Source organism: Candidatus Gastranaerophilales bacterium (assembly GCA_028693235.1).
Taxonomy (GTDB): domain Bacteria; phylum Cyanobacteriota; class Vampirovibrionia; order Gastranaerophilales; family Gastranaerophilaceae; genus JAQUVW01.
This window is the reverse complement of sequence record JAQUVW010000002.1, coordinates 158107-178031: the sequence shown is the minus strand read 5'-3', so window position 1 is coordinate 178031 and position 19925 is coordinate 158107. Positions and strand designations below refer to the sequence as shown.

Annotated in this window: 31 protein-coding genes; 24 read left to right on the top strand and 7 right to left on the bottom strand. The window is 35.9% G+C overall.

All coding sequences use genetic code 11. The annotated features are described in order from the left end of the window. Positions 1-4: 4 nt before the first annotated feature. Complete coding sequence (locus PHV37_04000; GenBank protein ID MDD3237239.1) at positions 5-1387, top strand: ATPase, T2SS/T4P/T4SS family; 1383 nt, start codon at positions 5-7, stop codon at positions 1385-1387. Positions 1388-1418: 31 nt separating this feature from the next. Here PHV37_04000 and PHV37_03995 read toward each other — a convergent pair whose 3' ends face one another. Then, a complete protein-coding gene (locus PHV37_03995) occupies positions 1419-2138 on the bottom strand; it encodes a hypothetical protein (GenBank protein ID MDD3237238.1) in 720 nt (239 codons plus the stop codon). 66 nt (positions 2139-2204) lie between these two features. Here PHV37_03995 and PHV37_03990 point away from each other — a divergent pair, with 66 nt between their 5' ends. From PHV37_03990 to PHV37_03975, 4 genes are all read left to right on the top strand, one after another. Then, a complete protein-coding gene (locus PHV37_03990) occupies positions 2205-2417 on the top strand; it encodes a hypothetical protein (protein ID MDD3237237.1) in 213 nt (70 codons plus the stop codon). Positions 2418-2513: 96 nt separating this feature from the next. After that, a complete protein-coding gene (locus PHV37_03985; protein MDD3237236.1) occupies positions 2514-2846 on the top strand; it encodes a YbaB/EbfC family nucleoid-associated protein in 333 nt (110 codons plus the stop codon). After that, positions 2846-3445 carry a recombination mediator RecR gene (recR, locus tag PHV37_03980; GenBank protein ID MDD3237235.1) on the top strand — a complete coding sequence of 200 codons (600 nt, stop codon included), beginning with the start codon at positions 2846-2848 and terminating at the stop codon, positions 3443-3445. Before PHV37_03985 ends, recR begins: the two co-directional genes overlap by 1 nt. A gap of 23 nt (positions 3446-3468) precedes the next feature. Next, entirely contained in the window at positions 3469-3645 is a 177-nt protein-coding gene (locus tag PHV37_03975; protein MDD3237234.1) for a hypothetical protein, read from the top strand. Between the two features lie 258 nt (positions 3646-3903). Here the strand turns inward: PHV37_03975 and PHV37_03970 are convergent, their stop codons facing one another. The 5 genes from PHV37_03970 to PHV37_03950 all read right to left on the bottom strand — a co-directional run bounded on the left by PHV37_03970 (position 3904) and on the right by PHV37_03950 (position 6814). Beyond that, complete coding sequence (locus PHV37_03970; GenBank protein ID MDD3237233.1) at positions 3904-4455, bottom strand: EF-hand domain-containing protein; 552 nt, start codon at positions 4453-4455, stop codon at positions 3904-3906. Between the two features lie 163 nt (positions 4456-4618). After that, a complete protein-coding gene (locus PHV37_03965; GenBank protein ID MDD3237232.1) occupies positions 4619-5224 on the bottom strand; it encodes a hypothetical protein in 606 nt (201 codons plus the stop codon). Positions 5225-5408: 184 nt separating this feature from the next. Further along, on the bottom strand, positions 5409-5786 hold the full coding sequence (rplL, locus tag PHV37_03960) for a 50S ribosomal protein L7/L12 (GenBank protein ID MDD3237231.1): 378 nt from the start codon (positions 5784-5786) through the stop codon (positions 5409-5411). 49 nt (positions 5787-5835) lie between these two features. Beyond that, positions 5836-6357 (bottom strand): 50S ribosomal protein L10, encoded by a 522-nt coding sequence (gene rplJ / locus PHV37_03955; GenBank protein ID MDD3237230.1) that lies wholly within the window; start codon positions 6355-6357, stop codon positions 5836-5838. A gap of 280 nt (positions 6358-6637) precedes the next feature. Next, positions 6638-6814, bottom strand: a complete 177-nt coding sequence (locus tag PHV37_03950; protein MDD3237229.1) for a hypothetical protein — start codon at positions 6812-6814, stop codon at positions 6638-6640. 65 nt (positions 6815-6879) lie between these two features. Between PHV37_03950 and PHV37_03945 the strand changes: the two genes are divergently transcribed. From PHV37_03945 to PHV37_03935, 3 genes are all read left to right on the top strand, one after another. Beyond that, positions 6880-7098: a helix-turn-helix transcriptional regulator gene (locus PHV37_03945; GenBank protein MDD3237228.1), complete on the top strand. Its 219-nt coding sequence runs from the start codon at positions 6880-6882 to the stop codon at positions 7096-7098. A 100-nt stretch (positions 7099-7198) separates the two neighbouring features. Beyond that, a complete protein-coding gene (locus PHV37_03940) occupies positions 7199-7612 on the top strand; it encodes a secondary thiamine-phosphate synthase enzyme YjbQ (protein ID MDD3237227.1) in 414 nt (137 codons plus the stop codon). Then, on the top strand, positions 7609-8256 hold the full coding sequence (locus PHV37_03935; protein ID MDD3237226.1) for a M14 family murein peptide amidase A: 648 nt from the start codon (positions 7609-7611) through the stop codon (positions 8254-8256). Before PHV37_03940 ends, PHV37_03935 begins: the two co-directional genes overlap by 4 nt. Before the next feature lie 2 nt (positions 8257-8258). On the opposite strand, the gene PHV37_03930 is transcribed toward PHV37_03935, so the two are convergent. Next, positions 8259-8726, bottom strand: coding sequence for a hypothetical protein (locus PHV37_03930; GenBank protein MDD3237225.1), 468 nt, complete (start codon positions 8724-8726; stop codon positions 8259-8261). A 236-nt stretch (positions 8727-8962) separates the two neighbouring features. Here PHV37_03930 and efp point away from each other — a divergent pair, with 236 nt between their 5' ends. The 16 genes from efp to PHV37_03850 all read left to right on the top strand — a co-directional run bounded on the left by efp (position 8963) and on the right by PHV37_03850 (position 19890). Further along, positions 8963-9520: an elongation factor P gene (gene efp / locus PHV37_03925; protein MDD3237224.1), complete on the top strand. Its 558-nt coding sequence runs from the start codon at positions 8963-8965 to the stop codon at positions 9518-9520. 99 nt (positions 9521-9619) lie between these two features. Beyond that, positions 9620-10087 carry an acetyl-CoA carboxylase biotin carboxyl carrier protein gene (gene accB, locus PHV37_03920; GenBank protein ID MDD3237223.1) on the top strand — a complete coding sequence of 156 codons (468 nt, stop codon included), beginning with the start codon at positions 9620-9622 and terminating at the stop codon, positions 10085-10087. Positions 10088-10169: 82 nt separating this feature from the next. Further along, a complete protein-coding gene (accC, locus tag PHV37_03915) occupies positions 10170-11546 on the top strand; it encodes an acetyl-CoA carboxylase biotin carboxylase subunit (GenBank protein ID MDD3237222.1) in 1377 nt (458 codons plus the stop codon). Between the two features lie 70 nt (positions 11547-11616). Next, a complete protein-coding gene (locus tag PHV37_03910) occupies positions 11617-12744 on the top strand; it encodes a hypothetical protein (protein MDD3237221.1) in 1128 nt (375 codons plus the stop codon). A gap of 256 nt (positions 12745-13000) precedes the next feature. Beyond that, positions 13001-13216, top strand: coding sequence for a translation initiation factor IF-1 (gene infA / locus PHV37_03905; protein ID MDD3237220.1), 216 nt, complete (start codon positions 13001-13003; stop codon positions 13214-13216). A gap of 22 nt (positions 13217-13238) precedes the next feature. Next, complete coding sequence (gene rpmJ, locus PHV37_03900; GenBank protein MDD3237219.1) at positions 13239-13352, top strand: 50S ribosomal protein L36; 114 nt, start codon at positions 13239-13241, stop codon at positions 13350-13352. A gap of 49 nt (positions 13353-13401) precedes the next feature. Continuing rightward, positions 13402-13767, top strand: a complete 366-nt coding sequence (gene rpsM / locus PHV37_03895) for a 30S ribosomal protein S13 (GenBank protein MDD3237218.1) — start codon at positions 13402-13404, stop codon at positions 13765-13767. 21 nt (positions 13768-13788) lie between these two features. Then, positions 13789-14175 carry a 30S ribosomal protein S11 gene (rpsK, locus tag PHV37_03890; protein MDD3237217.1) on the top strand — a complete coding sequence of 129 codons (387 nt, stop codon included), beginning with the start codon at positions 13789-13791 and terminating at the stop codon, positions 14173-14175. A 27-nt stretch (positions 14176-14202) separates the two neighbouring features. Beyond that, on the top strand, positions 14203-14805 hold the full coding sequence (gene rpsD, locus PHV37_03885; protein MDD3237216.1) for a 30S ribosomal protein S4: 603 nt from the start codon (positions 14203-14205) through the stop codon (positions 14803-14805). A 19-nt stretch (positions 14806-14824) separates the two neighbouring features. Next, on the top strand, positions 14825-15799 hold the full coding sequence (locus tag PHV37_03880; protein ID MDD3237215.1) for a DNA-directed RNA polymerase subunit alpha: 975 nt from the start codon (positions 14825-14827) through the stop codon (positions 15797-15799). Between the two features lie 33 nt (positions 15800-15832). Further along, positions 15833-16261, top strand: coding sequence for a 50S ribosomal protein L17 (rplQ, locus tag PHV37_03875; protein ID MDD3237214.1), 429 nt, complete (start codon positions 15833-15835; stop codon positions 16259-16261). Beyond that, positions 16261-17073, top strand: coding sequence for a tRNA pseudouridine(38-40) synthase TruA (truA, locus tag PHV37_03870; protein ID MDD3237213.1), 813 nt, complete (start codon positions 16261-16263; stop codon positions 17071-17073). The genes rplQ and truA overlap by 1 nt, the downstream gene beginning before the upstream one ends. Then, positions 17070-17510, top strand: a complete 441-nt coding sequence (gene rplM, locus PHV37_03865; protein ID MDD3237212.1) for a 50S ribosomal protein L13 — start codon at positions 17070-17072, stop codon at positions 17508-17510. The genes truA and rplM overlap by 4 nt, the downstream gene beginning before the upstream one ends. Next, positions 17510-17905, top strand: a complete 396-nt coding sequence (gene rpsI, locus PHV37_03860; protein ID MDD3237211.1) for a 30S ribosomal protein S9 — start codon at positions 17510-17512, stop codon at positions 17903-17905. The genes rplM and rpsI overlap by 1 nt, the downstream gene beginning before the upstream one ends. A gap of 159 nt (positions 17906-18064) precedes the next feature. Beyond that, on the top strand, positions 18065-19471 hold the full coding sequence (gene atpD, locus PHV37_03855) for a F0F1 ATP synthase subunit beta (GenBank protein ID MDD3237210.1): 1407 nt from the start codon (positions 18065-18067) through the stop codon (positions 19469-19471). Between the two features lie 11 nt (positions 19472-19482). Continuing rightward, positions 19483-19890 (top strand): F0F1 ATP synthase subunit epsilon, encoded by a 408-nt coding sequence (locus PHV37_03850; GenBank protein MDD3237209.1) that lies wholly within the window; start codon positions 19483-19485, stop codon positions 19888-19890. Positions 19891-19925 lie beyond the last annotated feature (35 nt).

The following is a 19925-nucleotide window of genomic DNA, read 5'->3' as shown; positions in this document are numbered from 1 at the left end:
ACAAATGGAATCGGTAACAAATAAAACACTCGAAAAATTAAAATACGACCTCGTTCGTGACGGGCTTATCGGCTATGATGACATTGAAAAAGCACAAGAGATTGCTATTGCTCAAAATGTCAACATTGGTCAAGTTTTGATAAATTCGGGACTGATTACCGAGGAAAAATTATTAAAATTTTTAGAAACGAAACTCCACATACCATACGTGGATTTGAAAGATTACGCACTAGATAAAAAATGTTTAAGCCTGATTAATGCAGCAGATGCACAAAAATACAGAATTATTCCGCTGTTTAAAATTGAAGATGTCTTAACTGTTGCAATGGCAGACCCATTAGACTTGTTTGCAATAGACAAAATTGTAGAAAAAACAGGTTGCGACATTGAACCTGTAATTTCTGCTGAAAGCCTTGTCCTGCAAAAGATTGAGGAATATTACAAAAATGACAATACAGTTGGACAAATTTATATAGACGAAAACACCGTAAAATATGATTGGCGAGAAGAGCTCCACAACGAAAGCATGTCCGATGAACATATCCAACTACTTATAAGAGCTATTTTAAAACAAGCAATTGCAGAGGATATTCATGAACTATTTTTTGAACACGTCCCCAACGGATTGAGCGTCAATTTCAGAAGCCCATCTCAAGTAGTATCAACAGGAGCAATTCCGAGCGTTTTAGTTGCACCATTTATTTCCAAACTAAAAACACTATCATCACTTGACCCTACCGTTTCAGAACTTCCACAACTCGGAAAACTTATCTTTAAAGTGGAAGAAATAACCCTTGTAGCCAGCATTTCCGCTTTCCCGACAATTCAAGGGGAAAGGATTTCTTTAAAAATATACAAACCTCCAAAGAAATTATCAGAAGTCGGATTTGACGACAAACAGATAAAAATAATAAAAGAAGCACTCTCAACACCGGGTATAACACTTGTTTGCGGTTCTTCATTGAGCGGAAAAACTCACATAATATATTCTATTTTGTCTGATATTGCCAATTCGCAAAAAAATGTTATGACAATCGAATCCATTTCGAAATATAATTTAGAAAATGTCCATCAATCAGAATTAAACGAAAATATCGGATTCAATATGGACAAAGCAATGCGTTTTATTGAATTTCAATCGCCTGATATTGTTTACTTTGAAGGCATAACAACAAAAACAGGCTTAGATTATTTCAGCTCTCTTGTTTTCAAAAACAAAACACTTATAACAGAATTTTTAACCGACAATATGGCTGATTTAAACAAAAAATTCTCTTTTGATGATTTCACGATGTTTAAACCGTTGCTGAATTGCCTAGTCTTCATTCACAGCAAAGACAGCATTGAAGTTTTCGACAAAGATGATTTAAAAAAGTATATTTCATAGTTATTTGTTTTTCGCAAGCTTTTGTCGAAGATTATTGTTCAAAAAACCTCCTGACATAGAGATTTTCATCAGATTTCAATTTTTCTGATAAGGACTTAAACTCTGCAGGAACGGGGGTTAAGGATGATATTATTTTAGACGCTTTTTCTCTAATAGTGTAATCGTTGAACTCAGCTGCTTGCTTCACTATTTGAAAAAATATCGCATCTTTTTTGACGCTTAGAAGCAAATATGTCAACGTTTCTAAACTCCAATATAACTTGAAAGTTTTTTTATTTAAAAGATGACTTTTGTAATCCTTAAATACTTTAAGCTCCTCAAAAGTAGCCGTAATTTTTTGATACAAAATTTGGTTTAAATATTTAATATTGTCAATTTTATCCATAATTTCAATAATATTACGGCACACGGCAGGATTTACATCAGTCGTCGCCTGCAAAAGAGTATCAATAATTTTTTCCGTCTGAAAAAATTGATGCGAGCTATCGGATTTAATAAACTCATTAATTTTTAATGACGCAACCTCTCGAACCGGCCCCCCCTTACCCGTCAAATTATCAACCAAAGCATCTGCTTCTTTTTGAGAAAAAACGGATTTTAAATTTAAAATGCAAACTTGTTTTTTCAATTCATCATCAGAAAACAGCTCACAAATCAACTCTTCATGGTTCAAATCCTTAGAGCAATGGTCATAGGCAAGATTTGTCATCTTGATATTTTGTTCTTTATTCAATTCTAGGTAATCTGTCATAATCTAAATATAGCATAATCGGGGATTATATTTTATATAAAAAATGGTTTTAATATAGGATATCAAATGAAAGTTTACGGTTTAAATTATAATAAAGAGAGGCACCCCATGAGAGAAATATGGAATTTTATTCAAGAAATCTTGATGCTGAAACAAGAAGATACCGCAAGAGTAGGCTTAACTCAATTTAAATACGCAAAACAACCGATTAAACAGCCCAAACCCGTGATGAAAAAATCAGACCTAAAAATATCCGACCTGATGCGTCGTTCTTATTAATTTAAACACTGATATTAATAATTAAACTCTTGTTTATAAATGTAAGTTGTCCTATAATTATAGATACCTTACAAGATTATAATGGGAGAATTTGGTATGAATATAGCAGCTATGATGAAACAAGCTCAACAAATGCAAAAGAAATTGCAAGACGCTCAAGCAGATTTGGCAAATATAGAAGTTTCAGCTGAATCAGGCAACGGTGCGGTAAAAGTAATTTGTGACGGACAAGGAAAATTTAAATCAATAAAATTAACAGCTCAAGCTATTAACCCTGAAAACCCTGAAAACGTTGACGAAGACACTATCGAAATGCTTGAAGATTTAATCTCAACTGCAATGACTCAAGCAAGCAAAGATGCTTCATCTCAAATGGAAGCCAGAATGAAAACAATTACTGGCGGAATTAACATACCTGGTTTGTTCTAATGCAATACACCAAACCTCTATCAAATTTGGTTGAATTTTTTCAAAAATTTCCCGGCATAGGTCCCAAGTCAGCTCAACGCATGGCTTTTCACCTTTTAAAAATGCCCTTGGGGGAAGTTGAAAGATTTGCAAATATTTTAGTAGACTCAAAACAAACCATTCATTATTGTGATGTTTGTTTCAATATGTCTGCCTCAAACCCTTGCGAAATATGTCAAAATCCAAATCGAGATAAATCGACAATTTGTGTTGTTGCTGAAACCAAAGACTTGATAGCTATTGAAAAAACAAACGAATATAAAGGACAATATCACGTTTTGCAAGGCGTTTTGTCGCCTATAGACGGGATTGGAGCCGAAGACATAAGGATTAAAGAACTCTTGCAACGAATAGCAAAAGAAGATATCAAAGAAATTATTCTTGCCCTCGGACCTTCTGTTGAAAGCGAAGCAACTTGCCTTTATTTGAACAAACTTATAAAACCTTTCAATATAAAAATTTCAAGAATTGCCTTCGGAATTCCGATTGGCTCAGACCTTGAATATGCCGACGAGATTACACTCGCAAGAGCGATTGAAGGTAGACGAGAATTAGATTAAATAAAAAAAGGACATGAATTCTTATGGATAAAATCACCATCAGGTCAGACAGACAAACGGATTACTCTTTTACTTACAAAAGTGAAGAGGTTACTCTTAAAGCAGGAAGTGTTTTGAGCATTGCAAACGGATTGCAAGATGTTGTTTTACCAACCACTAAAATGAAAATCGCTCACAACCTTATAATCATAAAAGAATAATCAAGAAACAACTTTATAATCAATCTTTGCCTACCTTGAGAGGTACAATGCAAAAAAATGAATCTTTTTTGTATTAATTAGTTCACCCAATCGTCAAGCTACCCAAGAGGTATAGCATTTTATGTCATAATTTTTTAAGTTGTTTTTATCCTTCAACCCTTGCAAACAAAGGCTTTAGCGATTTAAGCAATTTTCAACTCATACAAAAAGCGTGACATTCCTCTAGCCACGCTTCTTTTAGCCATTCTCTATGCGAGATTATGATTCAGATGTGGGATATAAACTGTCAACGACGCTTGAGGGTTCATCTTCATTATCAGAATCAACATAAAACGTACTTATGCTTGACCCTTTAAATGAATTGTATTTTGTATCCATTTTTTGTCTGTCGGATTCAAACCCAAATGCAGAGATTTCAGCACTCGTTATACGACCATCACCGTTTTTATCAATTTTGTTAAAATAATTCAAAACGGTTTCTGTCAAACTGGAGCTTATTGCACCGGAAGCTGCAAGTTGTGAAATCTCATTGTAAGTCAATCCTTGAGATTGCATGGTTTGAGTTAGTTTGCTGACATCATTTGCGGAAATTGAGCCATCTCCATCAGAATCCAAATTAGAAAAATTGCTCGTCATATAACTCAAAAATGAATTATTATTTCCAAGAGTGCTCAACAATTCTGACGATGGATTAGATAAATCTTCCAATGAAAGAGATGAAGACCCTTTGTATTTTGAAACTGTTCCGTAAGTATTGGTTAAACCTGCAACAGCAGATGAAATAAAACTTTGTCCGCTTAATTGGCTCATATTGCCCCCTATTTTATATTTTGTAAATTTATATTGTATTTACATTTTAATAATCTTTTTTAAAAAGTAAACCGTTTACATGCACGAGTTTTAGAAAAATAGCCCTTTAGAGCCATTTAGGGATTAAAAAAAGCCCCCTTGTCGGAGGCTTAATTTTATTGGGTTATTTTAATTTACAACAACATTTATTTTTCATTAGCTGTTTGTATTTTTTATTTTCTTCTCCTGAAAATTTATTGAAATTTTTCTTTTGGTCTTTTGTCAACATGCATTTGAAATCATCTTGATAAGTCGCCCATTTTTCTTTGATGTCTTTCTTCAAGCATTTAATATCTTTCTTTTGTTGTTTAATATCGCAGCAAGAAGCACCGCACTTGACCATTTCACACAATTTGTCTTGTTTACATTTCAATTGTTCTTTTAATTCTTTGACGTCGCATTTATATTTGTTATAAAGGCAACAAGCTTTATCCATTTGGCATTTGTCTAAGCATAATTTTTTAAACAAATCTGTTTGTGACAATCCCCAACAACAAGACTCTTGTTTAATAACAACAGGGTCCGGAGTATTGCAACAAGTAGGTTTGTCATCTTGGCAACAAGGTTCAGGACTATCACAACATGGTTTTGGAGCTTCACAAGCTGTAGGTTTTGGTGTTTCACAACACGGAGCGGCCTTTGGAGTTGCACAATTGTTCAATGGACACGCCGCATAAGAGGCTGCACTTAGCAACACAAAAGTACATAACATAACAGATAATTTTTTCATTTTCTTCTTTCTCCTTTTCAATCAGTTTTTGGCTATGTTTGACATGTTTAGTATCCACAACTTTTTTGAATTTTCCTATAGAACTTTCGGCAATATTCAAATAGGTTAGTCGGCTATTTCATAACAAAAGAGAGATGGCAAATACCATCTCTCTTAAAGTTTTACTTTCCAATACTTTGTTGAACTACTTCAATTCAACAGCAGCACCGGCAGCTTCAAGTTTCTTTTTAATTTCTTCAGCTTCTTCTTTTTTAACGCCTTCTTTGATTGGTTTTGGAGCAGCGTCAACTAAGTCTTTAGCTTCTTTCAAGCCAAGACCTGTGATAGCTCTAACTTCTTTAAGAACAGCGATTTTGTTAGCACCTGCTGATGCTAAAACAACAGTAACTTCGCTAGCTTCAGCTGCTGCTTCGCCTGCTGCTGCAGGAGCTGCTGCTGCAACTGCTACTGGAGCTGCTGCAGAAACGCCGAATTTTTCTTCCATAGCTTTTACTAATTCAGCTGCTTCGATTAAAGTCAATTTTTCGATTGATTCTAAGATTTCTTGTACACTCATTTTAATTCTCCTTTTATGTTTTTGTGTATTTTTTGTAAATAAATTTAAGCGGCAATTAAGCTGCTTTTTGTTTTGCAACGGCGTCGATAGCTCTGACCAAGCTGCTCATTACAGCATTGACAGCACCGGCGATACCGGTTGCAGGTGAATTTACGCAGCCAAGCATTTTTGCATAGAGTTCTTCTCTTGAAGGAATGCTTGCGAGAGCTTTTACTTGGTCGGCGTCTAAGAGTTGACCATCCAAAGCTGCGGCTACGATTTCGCCTTTTTTAGTTGCTTTGATGAATTTTTCAAGTACTTTTGCAGGAGCGGCTTGATCTTCGTAACCGAAAGCGATTGCGATAGGACCTGTCATTTTGTCTGCTAATACTTCAAATTCAGTGTCTTTGATAGCAAGTTTTGCTAAAGTATTTTTAGTAACCATGTAGTCACCGTTTTCTTTTTGAAGAGCACGGCGTAAGTTTGTGATTTCTTCAACAGTGAAACCTTTGTACTCAGTTACTATGGCTACTTTTGCTTTGCTGACTTTTTCTTTGATAGCATCAATTTTTTCTTGTTTAAAGGCTTTAGTTGCCATATTATCTCCTTTATTTTTTATATCGACCTATTTTTTTGTAAAAATCTTTATATAACAAAAAATTTTTACGTATGGAACCGTAAAAATCGAATTATAAAATAAATTTAGTTTTTAAATGTATTTTACTAATCCTGAACGGGGTTGTTTTTTAAGGCTTTAGCTTGTATTTGCTATTGGGAATCGTTTTAATCTTCATCAAAACTGTACCCTTTCGCCCCCTGTTTTCTAAGGTTCGTATGATTATATTATGCAAAACATGTTTTAAAAGCAACATGTAAGTTTAATTTTGTAACATGGATTTATCGCACAGATATTCATCAAACTCTTCTTCAATATTTTTTAAAGTCCCTCTCAAAAGGATTTTTGCTTCGGCTTGAGTCAAATTTAGGCTTTTGTAATCTATCAATGCCTGTATTTCGTGAATATTGATTAGTAGCAAAGAAAATACTTGAGTCATTGTACTCCTCCAAAAAGGGAATGTCATTCCTGTAAATTAATATCGTATTAAATCATTATTGGAACATGAGTCAAGATTTAAATATAAATATCAGGCAAACACTTGCGAAAAATATAAAAGTTTACCGTGTCAAAAAGAAAATGACACGTGAAGAATTATCTCTGATTTTAGGGTTTGATAATTCATATATAAGTAAACTTGAAAAAGGTAACGTAAATATAACTATATACAGACTCGCAGCGATTGCTTCTGCACTTGAAACTGATGTGAAAAATCTTTTTTGATAATCAGATGAACTTTTCTAAAACAGCTTAGAGTTACACAATATTAAATTGTTCTCTTTTGCGTTTCAGTTTGGTATATTAACTCCAAAAGGAGGCTTATATGAAATCGCATACAAAATACCTTTGGTTCAACACAGAACACCATAGAGAATACATAAATATAACAGATGAAGTCGAAGATGCACTAAGAGAGAGCAAAATCCAAGAAGGAATGGTTCTTGTCAGTGCAATGCATATTACAGCAGGTGTATATGTAAATGACGACGAAAACGGTCTGATTTCAGATATCGACAAATGGGCGGAAGAAATTGCCCCTTTTGATATAAACTACAACCACCATAGAACCGGTGAAACCAATGGCGATAGCCATTTAAAAAGCCTTTTAATTGGGCACGAGGTTATTGTTCCGATAACAAAAGGTACTCTGGACTTAGGTCCTTGGCAACAAATCTTTTACGCTGAATTTGACGGACAAAGAAGAAAAAGACTGATTATAAAGGTTATGGGCGAATGATTGTAGAAAAAACCACAAGCACGCTGGGGCGTGAGATATTCTTATTGGAAAAATCTCCTGAAAAATATGACAAAACTATACTCATCATTGGCGTTTTCCACGGAGATGAACCTGAAGGAGAACAGCTTATTAGCAAATTTTTAAATGAAAAAGTGGACTATTTATCTTTAAAAAACAGGCTTTTAATTTTGCCATGCCTGAACCCTGACGGCAAAGAAGCAAAAACCCGTCAAAATGCTAATATGGTTGATTTAAACAGGAATTTCCCGACCAAAAACTGGGAAAAAGTCGAAGATAAAAATTATTTCGGCGGTGACGAGCCTAACAGCGAAGCCGAAACTCAATTTATGGTCAAAATAATCGAAAAATACAAGCCCGATATGATTTTATCTTTGCACACACCTTACAAAATAGTAAATTATGACGGCGACGCAAAGGAAATTGCCGAAAAAATCTCAAAGCTCACCGGTTATAAGATTGAAGCATCTATCGGCTACCCAACTCCCGGCAGTTTCGGGACATACGCAGGAATTGAAAGAAAAATTCCCACAATCACGTTGGAGCTCCCCGACAATGAGTCTTTTGAACAACTTTGGATAGAAAATGAACCTGTTTTTGACTTTTTAAGTATAGAAATTATTTAATATTATATTTCTTCTAAAAGCATTATTGCTTTTTCAAGTGCCTCTGTTTCAGTAATATTATGTTTTTCACTATAATTTTTAAGGACATTTAAAACTTCTTCATTTATTCTGCGTGTAAAAGGAATTTTTTTGGCACAGGTTTTTCTTCTACCTGCAAATTGTCTTTTTCCGCCCCAAGGATGGGCCAATTCGACTTCTTTCCAAATTTGTTCAATATCAAACTTGTATTTTTTTCCATCCTCTGTCAAAAGCCATTCATCAAAAGCTAAATCAGTATCGAAATTAGGAATTGAATTGGTCAAAAGGTATTTAGTATATTTTTCTTCAAAAAGTTTTCTTCGATTTCCACGCCCCTGACGCTTTTGGCAACCTTCTCCTTGTCCATTACCACACCCGTGTTGCCCATGATGATTACAAGAGTCCCCATGATGTTGCCCGTTTCGGCAACCTTGATGGTTACAATTTTGCATAACAAACTCCTTACTTTACATTTCTTTTACTTTAAGTATAACTCGCTTTTTGATTTTGTCAATACATTTTCAAGTTGCAAGATTCATTATTGCCTACGCCAATAGGTATTATGACAAATCTAAAACAAATATCTTTCGATTAGAAACGTAATAAAACTACAATTTTTATTTCCTACTTCTCAAAATAAATATTTTTATGGTATTATCAACGAAGCTAAGAATATAAGGAAAACTAAATGATTTCAGTAAATGATTTAAAAACAGGATTAACTCTTGAAATTGACGGAAATTTGTGGTCCGTTATTGAATTCTTACACGTCAAACCGGGAAAAGGTGCTGCTTTTGTAAGAACAAAACTTAAAAATGCTGAAAGCGGTAACGTTATAGAAAAAACTTTTAGAGCAGGCGAAAAAGTTGCAAAAGCAACTCTTGATCGCCGTGATATGCAATACCTTTACAAAGAAGGTAATGACTACGTAATGATGGATTTGGAATCTTACGAACAACTACCTGTCACCGAAGTCCAGATCGGCGACGGCGTTAAATATCTAAAAGAAAATATGAATGTTTCTATTCTACTTCATGATAACAGAATTATTGGCGTAGATATCCCTAACCACGTCGAACTTGAAGTCGTCGACACCCCTCCTTCTGAAAAAGGAAACACCTCTCAAGGCGGAACTAAACCTGCAAAACTTGAAACCGGTGCCATCGTAAACGTTCCTTTCTTCGTTGTGAACGGCGATGTCATTAGAGTTGACACAAGAACTAATGAATATTTGAATAAAGTATAAAGGCTTTTCGTGAAAGAAAATCTCTTTAAAAACCTATTTAATAAGGCAAAAAGTAAGCCCGCTGGATTACTTTGCGTCAAATCAGAAAAGGAATTAAACATGAAATTTGATATTGATTATATCGAAAAACTCGCTGAAGTCTTGACAAAGAGCGATTTGACAGAAATCACGTTGGAAGACACTGATAAAGCGATTGTCCTAAAAAGAGAAAAAAATTATATAACAGCTCAAGCTGCACCACAAATGATTGCAACTCCTGCTGCTCCTGTATCTACAGTTACTTCTCAGGTCATTGAAACTAAAAAAGATGAGCCAAAAGCAGAAGCTCCAAAAGGTAAAGCTATAACTTCACCTATGGTTGGAACTTTCTACGGCTCGCCTTCTCCTGACAGCAAAGCTTTCGTTGAAGTCGGTGATACTGTAGCTAAAGGACAAGTTGTCTGCATAATTGAGGCAATGAAATTAATGAACGAAATCGAAGCGGAAGTTTCAGGAAAAGTTACTGAAATTTGCGTTGAAAACGGACAAACCGTTGAATTCGGTCAAGTCTTGATGTATGTAGAATAAATTTATTTAAAAGTAATAGATATTTGCTAATCAAAATGTATAATTCTATTACTTTTATATTTTATATAAGGAAATTTTTACAATGTTTAAAAAAGTATTAATCGCTAACAGAGGTGAAATCGCTGTTAGAATAATTAGAGCTTGCAGAGAAATAGGAATCCCCACTGTAGCTATATATTCCCAAGCTGATGCCGACTCTCTCCACGTAAGCTTGGCAACAGAAGCTTATTGCATCGGACCTGCTTCCAGTGCGAAAAGTTATCTTAACATACCTACTATAATTTCAACCGCTTTGACTTCTGAAGCTGATGCAATCCACCCCGGATACGGTTTTATGTCTGAACGCTCCGATTTTGTAGACATTTGCACAGAACACGGTATTAAATTTATCGGGCCGACTTCTGAACAAATGAACAAAATGGGCGACAAAGCAACAGCAAGAAAAACAATGAGAGAACACGGCGTTCCTATTACACCCGGAACCGACCTCATTGACTCCGTTGAAGACGCTAAAGCTTTTGCTGAAAAAGTAGGCTACCCCATTATTATTAAAGCAACAGCAGGCGGCGGCGGAAAAGGAATGAGAATCGTCAACAATCCTGACGAAATGGAAGACAATATGCGTCTTTGCAAAACCGAAGCTCAAAACTCCTTCGGTAACGCAGGCGTTTATATCGAAAAATATCTCGTTAATCCACGACATATCGAAGTTCAAATTATCGGCGACAAATTTGGTAACGTAGTTCATTTAGGCGAAAGAGATTGCTCTATTCAAAGAAGACATCAAAAACTCTTGGAAGAAGCTCCCTCTCCTGCTATCGACGCTGAAACTCGCAGAAAAATGGGTGAAGCTGCTGTTACAGCCGCAAAAGCTATTAACTACGAAGGTGCCGGCACTATTGAGTTCCTTTTAGACCACGACGGAAGTTTCTACTTTATGGAAATGAACACCAGAATTCAAGTTGAACATTGCGTTTCTGAAATGATTTCTAACGTAGATTTAGTAAAAGAACAAATCAAAGTTGCAGCCGGTATGCCTCTATCCTTTACGCAAGAAGATATTGAACTTAAAGGACACGCCATAGAATGCAGAATTAATGCTGAAGACCCTGAAAAAGGCTTTATGCCTTGCCCCGGAGAAATAAAAGGCTACATTGCACCGGGCGGTTTCGGAGTAAGAGTAGATTCTCACTCATACCCCGGGTATAAAATCCCTCCATTCTACGACTCAATGATTGGCAAACTAATCTGCTGGGGCAGAGATAGAGAAGAAGCCCGCAGAAGAATGTACAGAGCCTTAAAAGAATATGTGGTTACTGGTATTAAAACTACCATTCCTTTCCATCAAGAATTGATTGAAAATGAAACCTTTATCAGTGGCAACTTTAACACCGGTTTTATTGCTGAATATCTTGATAAAAAGAAAAAAGCAGAAGAAACAACAGAAGCAAAATTGTAATTTAATGATTTTATTGCAAAAATGGTGTATCATTTAATTGAATACACCATTTTTTAATCGGGAGCGAGAGTTGAAAAAGTTTTTTGCAACATTAATAGGACTATGCATAATAAGCATGAACTTGTTTTGTCTATCAGCTCATGCTGAAACAACTCAGGGAACAGTCTTTGAAGGACATGCTGAAATAACTGACAAAGCTGACCAAAAACCTGACACCATTTTTTCAGGTGAAACCGAAAAAATTGAAACTAAAGACACGATAGATATGACCGTTTCTCAAGTTCTCAGTGCAGGCATTTCTCAAGAAGGAGATGAATTTTTCGCCGAAGTTACCAATGAAGTTATTGGCGACAAAGGGGTGCTTCTACCTCTCGGAACAATAGCACATGGAACAATTAGAGGCGTTCAACCCTCAAAAAGACTCGGGCGTGACGGCTGGATTGAGCTTTCTTTTGACTACCTTGTTACTCCTGATGGCCGTGAAATCCCTATTGACGGAAAAATGACAACAAGATTACACCCGGTTGCCGGTGTAGCAAAAGCTGTCGCAACAGATGCAGCCTACACAGTAGCAGGTGGCGTCGTTGGTGGCGTGCTCGCTGCAAATATGTTCGGACTCGAAGGTGCTATTGCCAGCCAAGGCTACACACTAATGGGTGGGGCAGGTGTTGGAGCCGGCGTTGGTCTAGGCATAAGCCTTTTCAGAAAAGGAAAAGATGCTCTGATTTCTCCAGGAGATTTAATAAAAGTAAAAATGAAAAGCGACATAAAGCTTCCTGTAATCTCATTTAATGCAATGAAACAAGATGAACAAAAATATGATGGCTTAACCGTTAAAATCAACAACATAAATCTTGAAAAAGACCCCTTCGGTGAAGAAAATACTATCGCTTTAAATTTATTAATTCAAAATAACTCTAAAAAGAATTTTTCAAGTTTCGACGTTTCCCTAGTTAATGATTTAGGAGCATGCTTTTTCCCATCAGTGTTCGCAGAAGAAAATTCTCTTGCCTTTACACAAATAAAAATCGGTGACAGAGTCGCAGGAAGATTGGCTTTTGGAGTAGATAATCCCAAAAGAAAATTTTGGCTTGTTTTTTACGACAGACAAACAAGAAAACCTGTTGCAAAAATCTCTATAGATAACGCAAAAAGACAACTTGAAGCTGAAAAAAAACAAAAAAAGAGAAGAAAATAAGCTCGTTTTCAAAATGTTTTTATAAATATAATAATAATTGATTTATTAAGAAATTGTTACACTAAATCCGTAAGTCCGCACATGGTGTGACTTTTTAGCATGCTTGCAATTATTGTGCATTTCGCTAGATTAAAAAAACAATTTGATGATATTTTTCTCTTTTCTCTTTAAAACGTTGAAATTCAAGGAAAAAAGGACTTGATTACAAATCTTGAACATGTACGATAGTATAAGATAAGATAGTCATGAGGTCTAAATGTCAAAAGATGTAATAGAATTTGAAGGAACGATTCTCGAATCACTCCCGAACGCAATGTTTAGAGTCGAGCTCGAAAACGGTCACGAAATATTAGCCCACATTTCAGGCAAAATAAGAAAAAATTTCATTAGAATATTGCCGGGCGACAAAGTAAAAGTAGAAATGACACCATACGACCTTACTAGAGGCAGAATTACATATAGATTAAAGTAGCAAACAATATAAGGAATCTACGATGAAAGTTAGAACATCTGTAAAAAAACTTTGTGATAAATGCAAAGTCATCAAAAGAAAAGGTAGAGTAGCGGTTATCTGCGAAAACCCTAAACACAAACAAAGACAAGGATAATTTATCCTAATTACGAACAAATTACACAAATCACAATAAAGGAGACACAATGGCAAGACTCGCTGGGGTAGATTTACCTCGTAACAAAAGAATGATCATAGCATTGACCTATATTTTCGGTATAGGACCTGCTCGCTCTGCGAAAATTTTAGCGGCTTGTGGTATTTCTGAAGATCTAAGATCTGACGATTTGACTGATGAAGATATTAAAAAACTTAGAAATGAACTTGCTAACTACACTATCGAAGGTGACTTGAGACGTGAAGAATCTCTATTCATCAAAAGATTGGGTGAAATCGGTTCATACAGAGGAATGCGTCACAGACGTAAACTTCCTTGCAGAGGTCAAAGAACTAAAACAAACGCTAGAACAAGACGTGGTAAGAAAACAGGACCAGTTTCTAAAAAGAAATAATTAAAGGAGTAATATAGAACAATGGCTAGACCAGTTAAAACTAAAAAGAAAGAAAAGAAGAATGTATTACAAGGTGTTGTTCATATTCAGTCAACATTCAATAATACAATCGTAACTTCAACAGATACTCAAGGTAACGCTGTTGCTTGGGCTTCTGCAGGTGGATGCGGATTTAAAGGTGCCAGAAAAGGTACTCCTTTTGCTGCTCAATCAGCTGCTGAAAAAGTTGCTAAGCAATCAATCGATCAAGGTATGAAAAAAGTTGAAGTCTATATAAAAGGACCCGGCTCAGGAAGAGAAACTGCTATCAGAGCTATCCAAGCCGCAGGACTTGAAATTACACTAATTAAGGACGTAACACCAATTCCTCACAACGGATGCCGTCCTCCGAAAAAACGTAGAGTTTAATAACCAAAAAGGAAAAGGAGTCATAAATTGGCTAGATATACAGGACCCAGTAATAAGTTATTTCGTAACTTTGGTGTTACGGATTTATCAAACAGAAAGCTAGTCTCCTCTATGAGACAAAACGCATCAGGTCAACACGGTGCTGCTAGAAAAAAACTTTCTGATTACGCTATTCACTTAAATGAAAAACAAAAAATTCGTCTTACTTACTTAGTAAGCGAAAAACAATTTGCTAAATATTACAACGAAGCTGCTAGAAGAAAAGGCGTCACAGGCACCATCCTTCTTCAAATTCTTGAATCAAGATTGGACAACATTTTGTTTAAATCAGGTTTAGCAATAACCAGAAAACAAGCTCGTCAAATCGTTAATCACGGTCACGTTCTTGTTAACGGTAAGAGAGTTGATATCCCTTCTTACTTAGTAAAACCTCAAGACGTTGTTACTATTAAAGACAAAAGTAACAACTTCCTTAAAACTGTCGTTGAAACTATCGACGCGGCTATCGCTCCTGCGTGGATGACTATCGATAAAGATAACTTGAAAGTTACTTTCGACAGAATCCCCGAAAGAGAAGAATTAGACCCTGAATTCAAGGAACAACTTGTAATTGAGTACTACTCTAAGTAATTGTAGGAGAGAATCTATAATGGAACTAAAAATTAAATGCGTAAATACAACAACCGATTCTGACGGTTCTCAATACGGCAAATTCGTCGTTGAACCGCTTGAAAGAGGTTTTGGTACTACTATCGGTAACGCTTTGAGAAGAGTGCTTTTATCTTCACTTGAAGGTGCTGCTGCTACTTCTATCAGAATTGAAGGTATCACACACGAATATACTTCAATCCCCGGTATCGTTGAAGATGTTATCGATATTATGTTGAACTTAAAAGGACTTATTGTCAAAACTGACAGCAAAGAAGCTCAACATTTAAGATTAGATATCGACAAACCAGGACCTGTCTTGGGTAGCGATATCCAATTGCCGGCCGGCGTTAAAATCGTCAACCCCGATTGGCTTGTTTGCACAATCGCTGAAGGCGGTAGCATTCACGCTGACATCATCGTTGAAACAGGCAAAGGCTATGTAACAGTTGATGTTCTTAAAGAAAATAAAGGCAACTTGCCAATTGACATGCTTCCAATTGATGCTTCATTTATGCCGATTAAAAGAGTAAGCTATAACGTTGAAAGCACTCGTGTAGGCGACGTTATCGACTATGACAAATTAACTCTTGAAATCTGGTCTAACGGTAGCATTGACGTTAGCAATGCTTTGAGCCAATCTGCTAATTTGCTTATCGAACACTTCATGCAAATCGCCTCAATAACAGGTCAACCTGCTATTTTGACTACTCAACAAGTCGTTGAAGAAGAAGTTGAAGAAGAACCTGCTCCAAGTATCACAATTGAAGACCTCGAACTTTCTGTAAGAGCATACAATTGCTTGAAAAGAGCAAGCATCAATTCTTTACCTGAATTGCTCAAAAAATCTGAACACGACTTACTAAATATTAAAAACTTCGGTAAAAAATCATCTGATGAAGTTATCGAAAAACTTCACCAAGTCGGTTTAGACTTAATGCCTAACCCAGAAGGCGTTGAACTCGAAGAAGTTTAGATTAATACAAAATAAAACAAAAGGACAAATAAAATGAGACACCAATGTAACAAAAACAGACTAGGCAGACCTCAAGACCAACGCAAAGCGTTATTGAGATCTTTAGCAACTGAATTATTCTTACATGGCGAAATCAAAACTACCATCTCTAGAGCTAAAGCTTTGAAACCTTACGCTGAAAGTATTATTTCTTTGGCTAAAAAAGGTGACTTGCACTCTAGAAGACAAGCAGCTAACTTTATTTTCGATGTTGAAACAGGAAAATTTATGGACGCTGAATCAGGTGAAGTTTTCGAATCTGCTCAAGAAGGTAAGAAAATGATGCCTGAAACCGTTTTGAGAAAACTTTTCAGCCAAATCGGTAAGAAATACGAAAGCAGAAACGGTGGTTACACTCGTATCTACAATATGCCTCCAAGACGCGGTGACGCTACTGAAATGGCATTAATTCAGTTGGTATAATGCAAAGATTTGTACTTGTTATTGAATATATAGGTACAAATTATGCAGGAAGCCAAACCCAGGGGGCTCGTAAGTCTAAGGACAAGGCGGTAACGCTGAAAACCGATAAAAACCCGAATCCCCCTAAAACAATCCAAGATGAGATTGAAAAAACTCTTAGCACATTGACAAAAAAACCTATAAAAACATTTTTCTCTGGGCGAACTGACGCAGGAGTCCACTCCAAAGGTCAGATTATCCATTTCGATTCTGATTTCGATTGCTTAAATCCGAAATTCATAAACTCTATGAACGGGCTTTTGCCAAAAGACATCAGCATTAAGAAGATTAAAGAAGTCCCAAAAAACTTCCACGCCCAAAAAAGTGCTACCGCAAGATGGTATCGATACAAAATCGTCAATCGTAATCAACGTAGTGCTTGGGACGAAAATTGTTTATTCGTTAGAGATAATTTGAATGTTGATAAAATGAATGAAGCCCTTTCCTATCTGGTAGGGGAACATGATTTCTCCACCTTCAAAAAGGTTAAAACCTTAAATCCTGCGAAAGTTTGCACAATGTATAAAGCTCAATGCTTTAGAAATAATGATGAAATTTATATTGACTTAATTGCAAACAGGTTTTTGTACAATATGGTAAGGTCCATAGTAGGAACTCTCCTGATGATTGAAAGAAATTCTTTAGCCCCGTCGGCACTTAAAGAAATTCTCAACAGTAAGGATAGAAACCAAGCAGGTCCTACGATAAGCCCTAACGGCTTAACTTTAATGAAAGTAATATACAATAATGAAAAATATGGAGATAGCTTATGAAAACTTATTCGGCTAAACCTCTTGAAGTTGAAAGAAAATGGTATTTAATCGATGCTGAAGGTAAAACTTTAGGTAGATTGGCTGTTGTAATCGCTAACTTATTAAGAGGAAAGCACAAACCTCAATATACTCCTCATATCGACACCGGTGACTTCGTTATCGTTGTTAATGCGGATAAAATTAAGGTTACCGGAAACAAAGAAACAGACAAAAAATACTATAGACACACTGGTTACCCAGGTGGTTTGAAAATAACAAGCTTCAAAGAATTAATGGAAAAAAATCCTGTTGCCGCTATTGAAAAAGCTGTAAAAGGTATGTTGCCTCATAATACATTGGGTCAAGACCAATTCAACAAACTCAATGTGTATGCCGGTGCTGAACATCCGCATGAAGCTCAAAAACCTGTTAAATTTGATGAAGTGGAGGCTAAATAATGGCTAATAATGAAGTAATGGCTACAGGCAGAAGAAAAACTTCTATCGCAGTTGTAAAACTTGTTAAAGGCAAAGGCAGAATTTTTGTCAACGGCAAAACTTTTGCTCAATACTTCGGCAACAGACCTGCTTTAGAAATGATGATGTATAGACCTCTTGCTTTAACTGACAATCAAGATAACTTTGATGTAAGAGTTAAGGCTGTTGGCGGTGGCATTTCTGCTCAAGCAGGAGCTATCAAACACGGTATTTCAAGAGCTTTATTAAAATTCAACGAAGAATATAAAGCTGTTTTGAAAGCTGAAGGTCTTTTAACCAGAGATGCTCGTGAAAAAGAACGTAAAAAATACGGTAGAAAAAGAGCAAGAAAAAGATTCCAATTCTCAAAACGTTAATACGTTTGTTTTTTGGAAAATATTTTCTTTTATTCATTTTACAAAATCCCCTTTTATTTGGGGATTTTTGTTTGCTAATTTTTTAAGAAAATTGTATAATAGCATGTCAGATTTTGCTTTTTTGCATATCGACGGTTTGTATTTAATTAGAGGTTTAATATGACAACTTTGACAGAAAAAGAAGGATTGGTTACTCAAATCATCGGACCGGTTATTGATGTTGAGTTTAGAGCAGGCAATTTGCCTAAAATTTATGATGCTTTAAATATTTTCTACGATGACGGAACTAAAGTAGTGGCTGAAGTTCAACAACATTTAGGCGAAAATAAAATCCGTTCTGTTGCTATGTCTTCTACCGACGGTCTTAAAAGAGGTATGAAAGTTGTCAACACCGAACAGCCTATTAAAATTCCTGTCGGAAAACCTATCCTTGGCAGAATTTTAAATGTATTAGGAGAAGAAGTTGACCATCAAGGCGAAATCGTCACTGACACTTATCTTCCTATTCACAGAGAATCACCTAAACTTGTTGACCAAAATACAAACGTTGAAATTCTTGAAACCGGTATTAAAGCAATTGACCTTTTACAACCTTATCAAAAAGGTGGTAAAATCGGGCTTTTCGGAGGTGCCGGCGTTGGTAAAACCGTATTGATTATGGAACTTATCCACAATATTGCGATGGAACACTCTGGTGTTTCTGTATTTGGTGGTGTTGGAGAAAGAACTCGTGAAGGTAATGACCTTTGGAACGAAATGAAAGAATCAGGCGTTATCGACAAAGTTGCTTTAATCTACGGACAAATGAACGAACCACCAGGAGCAAGAATGAGAGTCGGATTATCTGCTCTTACAGCTGCCGAATATTTCAGAGATTACTCAAAACAAGATGTGCTTTTATTTATTGACAATATTTTTAGATTTGTACAAGCAGGTTCCGAGGTTTCAGCTTTGTTAGGTCGTATGCCTTCTGCTGTAGGCTATCAACCAACTTTAGCAAACGAAATGGGTGAACTTCAAGAAAGAATTACATCTACTAAAGACGGTTCTATTACGTCGGTACAAGCAATTTATGTTCCTGCCGATGACTTAACCGACCCTGCTCCTGCTACTACATTCTCCCACTTAGATGCGTCTACGGTTTTATCTCGTCAAATCGCATCCTTGGGTATTTATCCTGCTGTTGACCCGTTGGCTTCTAACAGTAGAGTTTTAGACCCATTGATTATCGGTGAAGAACATTATAATACAGCAAGACAAGTTCTTGAAATATTGCAAAAATACAAAGAATTACAAGATATTATCGCTATTTTGGGTATGGATGAACTATCTGAAGAAGATAAAGAAACCGTAAACAGAGCAAGAAAAATTCAAAAATTCTTATCTCAACCTTTCTTCGTTGCTGAAAAATTCTCAGGTATTGATGGTAAATATGTAAAACTTGAAGATACTATTAAAGGTTTCAAAGGTATTATCGAAGGCAAGTATGACGATATTCCCGAGCAAGCTTTTTATATGGTCGGCTCTATTGAAGAAGCTGTTAAAAAAGCAGAAGAAATGAAATAGAGTAGGTTCAAATGGCAGAAAAAAAAATTCACATTAAAATAATCACTCACGATAAAATTGTTTATGAAGATGATGTTGATGCCATCTATACTAAAGGTGTTGATGGTGAATTTGGTATCTTATTTGACCATACACCTTTAATGAGTGCTCTTGATATCGGCGTTACAAGGGTAGAAAAAGAGTCTAAAATTGAATTTATTTCAACTATGGGCGGAGTTTTTCAATTCAAAAACAATGAGGCTGTTATTTTAACAGAAGCAGCTGAGAGGGGTCAAGATATTGACGTCACAAGAGCTCAACATGCCAAAGAACGTGCCGAAGCAAGAATAGATAATATAAATGAAAAAATTGACGCTGAACGTGCAAATATTGCCTTGGCTAAAGCTATGGCAAGACTAAAAGCGGCTTTAAATAAATAATTTTTATCATTCCTCTGGATTGCATCATTTCGTTC

Excerpts from the sequence above, each read along its gene's own strand:
- PHV37_04000 (MDD3237239.1), top strand. The coding sequence starts at position 5 with ATGGAATCGGTAACAAATAAAACACTCGAAAAATTAAAATACGACCTC.
- PHV37_03995 (MDD3237238.1), bottom strand. The coding sequence starts at position 2,138 with ATGACAGATTACCTAGAATTGAATAAAGAACAAAATATCAAGATGACA.
- PHV37_03990 (MDD3237237.1), top strand. The coding sequence starts at position 2,205 with ATGAAAGTTTACGGTTTAAATTATAATAAAGAGAGGCACCCCATGAGA.
- PHV37_03985 (MDD3237236.1), top strand. The coding sequence starts at position 2,514 with ATGAATATAGCAGCTATGATGAAACAAGCTCAACAAATGCAAAAGAAA.
- recR (MDD3237235.1), top strand. The coding sequence starts at position 2,846 with ATGCAATACACCAAACCTCTATCAAATTTGGTTGAATTTTTTCAAAAA.
- PHV37_03975 (MDD3237234.1), top strand. The coding sequence starts at position 3,469 with ATGGATAAAATCACCATCAGGTCAGACAGACAAACGGATTACTCTTTT.
- PHV37_03970 (MDD3237233.1), bottom strand. The coding sequence starts at position 4,455 with ATGAGCCAATTAAGCGGACAAAGTTTTATTTCATCTGCTGTTGCAGGT.
- PHV37_03965 (MDD3237232.1), bottom strand. The coding sequence starts at position 5,224 with ATGAAAAAATTATCTGTTATGTTATGTACTTTTGTGTTGCTAAGTGCA.
- rplJ (MDD3237230.1), bottom strand. The coding sequence starts at position 6,357 with ATGGCAACTAAAGCCTTTAAACAAGAAAAAATTGATGCTATCAAAGAA.
- PHV37_03950 (MDD3237229.1), bottom strand. The coding sequence starts at position 6,814 with ATGACTCAAGTATTTTCTTTGCTACTAATCAATATTCACGAAATACAG.
- PHV37_03945 (MDD3237228.1), top strand. The coding sequence starts at position 6,880 with ATGAGTCAAGATTTAAATATAAATATCAGGCAAACACTTGCGAAAAAT.
- PHV37_03940 (MDD3237227.1), top strand. The coding sequence starts at position 7,199 with ATGAAATCGCATACAAAATACCTTTGGTTCAACACAGAACACCATAGA.
- PHV37_03935 (MDD3237226.1), top strand. The coding sequence starts at position 7,609 with ATGATTGTAGAAAAAACCACAAGCACGCTGGGGCGTGAGATATTCTTA.
- PHV37_03930 (MDD3237225.1), bottom strand. The coding sequence starts at position 8,726 with ATGCAAAATTGTAACCATCAAGGTTGCCGAAACGGGCAACATCATGGG.
- efp (MDD3237224.1), top strand. The coding sequence starts at position 8,963 with ATGATTTCAGTAAATGATTTAAAAACAGGATTAACTCTTGAAATTGAC.
- accB (MDD3237223.1), top strand. The coding sequence starts at position 9,620 with ATGAAATTTGATATTGATTATATCGAAAAACTCGCTGAAGTCTTGACA.
- accC (MDD3237222.1), top strand. The coding sequence starts at position 10,170 with ATGTTTAAAAAAGTATTAATCGCTAACAGAGGTGAAATCGCTGTTAGA.
- infA (MDD3237220.1), top strand. The coding sequence starts at position 13,001 with ATGTCAAAAGATGTAATAGAATTTGAAGGAACGATTCTCGAATCACTC.
- rpmJ (MDD3237219.1), top strand. The coding sequence starts at position 13,239 with ATGAAAGTTAGAACATCTGTAAAAAAACTTTGTGATAAATGCAAAGTC.
- rpsM (MDD3237218.1), top strand. The coding sequence starts at position 13,402 with ATGGCAAGACTCGCTGGGGTAGATTTACCTCGTAACAAAAGAATGATC.
- rpsK (MDD3237217.1), top strand. The coding sequence starts at position 13,789 with ATGGCTAGACCAGTTAAAACTAAAAAGAAAGAAAAGAAGAATGTATTA.
- PHV37_03880 (MDD3237215.1), top strand. The coding sequence starts at position 14,825 with ATGGAACTAAAAATTAAATGCGTAAATACAACAACCGATTCTGACGGT.
- rplQ (MDD3237214.1), top strand. The coding sequence starts at position 15,833 with ATGAGACACCAATGTAACAAAAACAGACTAGGCAGACCTCAAGACCAA.
- truA (MDD3237213.1), top strand. The coding sequence starts at position 16,261 with ATGCAAAGATTTGTACTTGTTATTGAATATATAGGTACAAATTATGCA.
- rplM (MDD3237212.1), top strand. The coding sequence starts at position 17,070 with ATGAAAACTTATTCGGCTAAACCTCTTGAAGTTGAAAGAAAATGGTAT.
- rpsI (MDD3237211.1), top strand. The coding sequence starts at position 17,510 with ATGGCTAATAATGAAGTAATGGCTACAGGCAGAAGAAAAACTTCTATC.
- atpD (MDD3237210.1), top strand. The coding sequence starts at position 18,065 with ATGACAACTTTGACAGAAAAAGAAGGATTGGTTACTCAAATCATCGGA.
- PHV37_03850 (MDD3237209.1), top strand. The coding sequence starts at position 19,483 with ATGGCAGAAAAAAAAATTCACATTAAAATAATCACTCACGATAAAATT.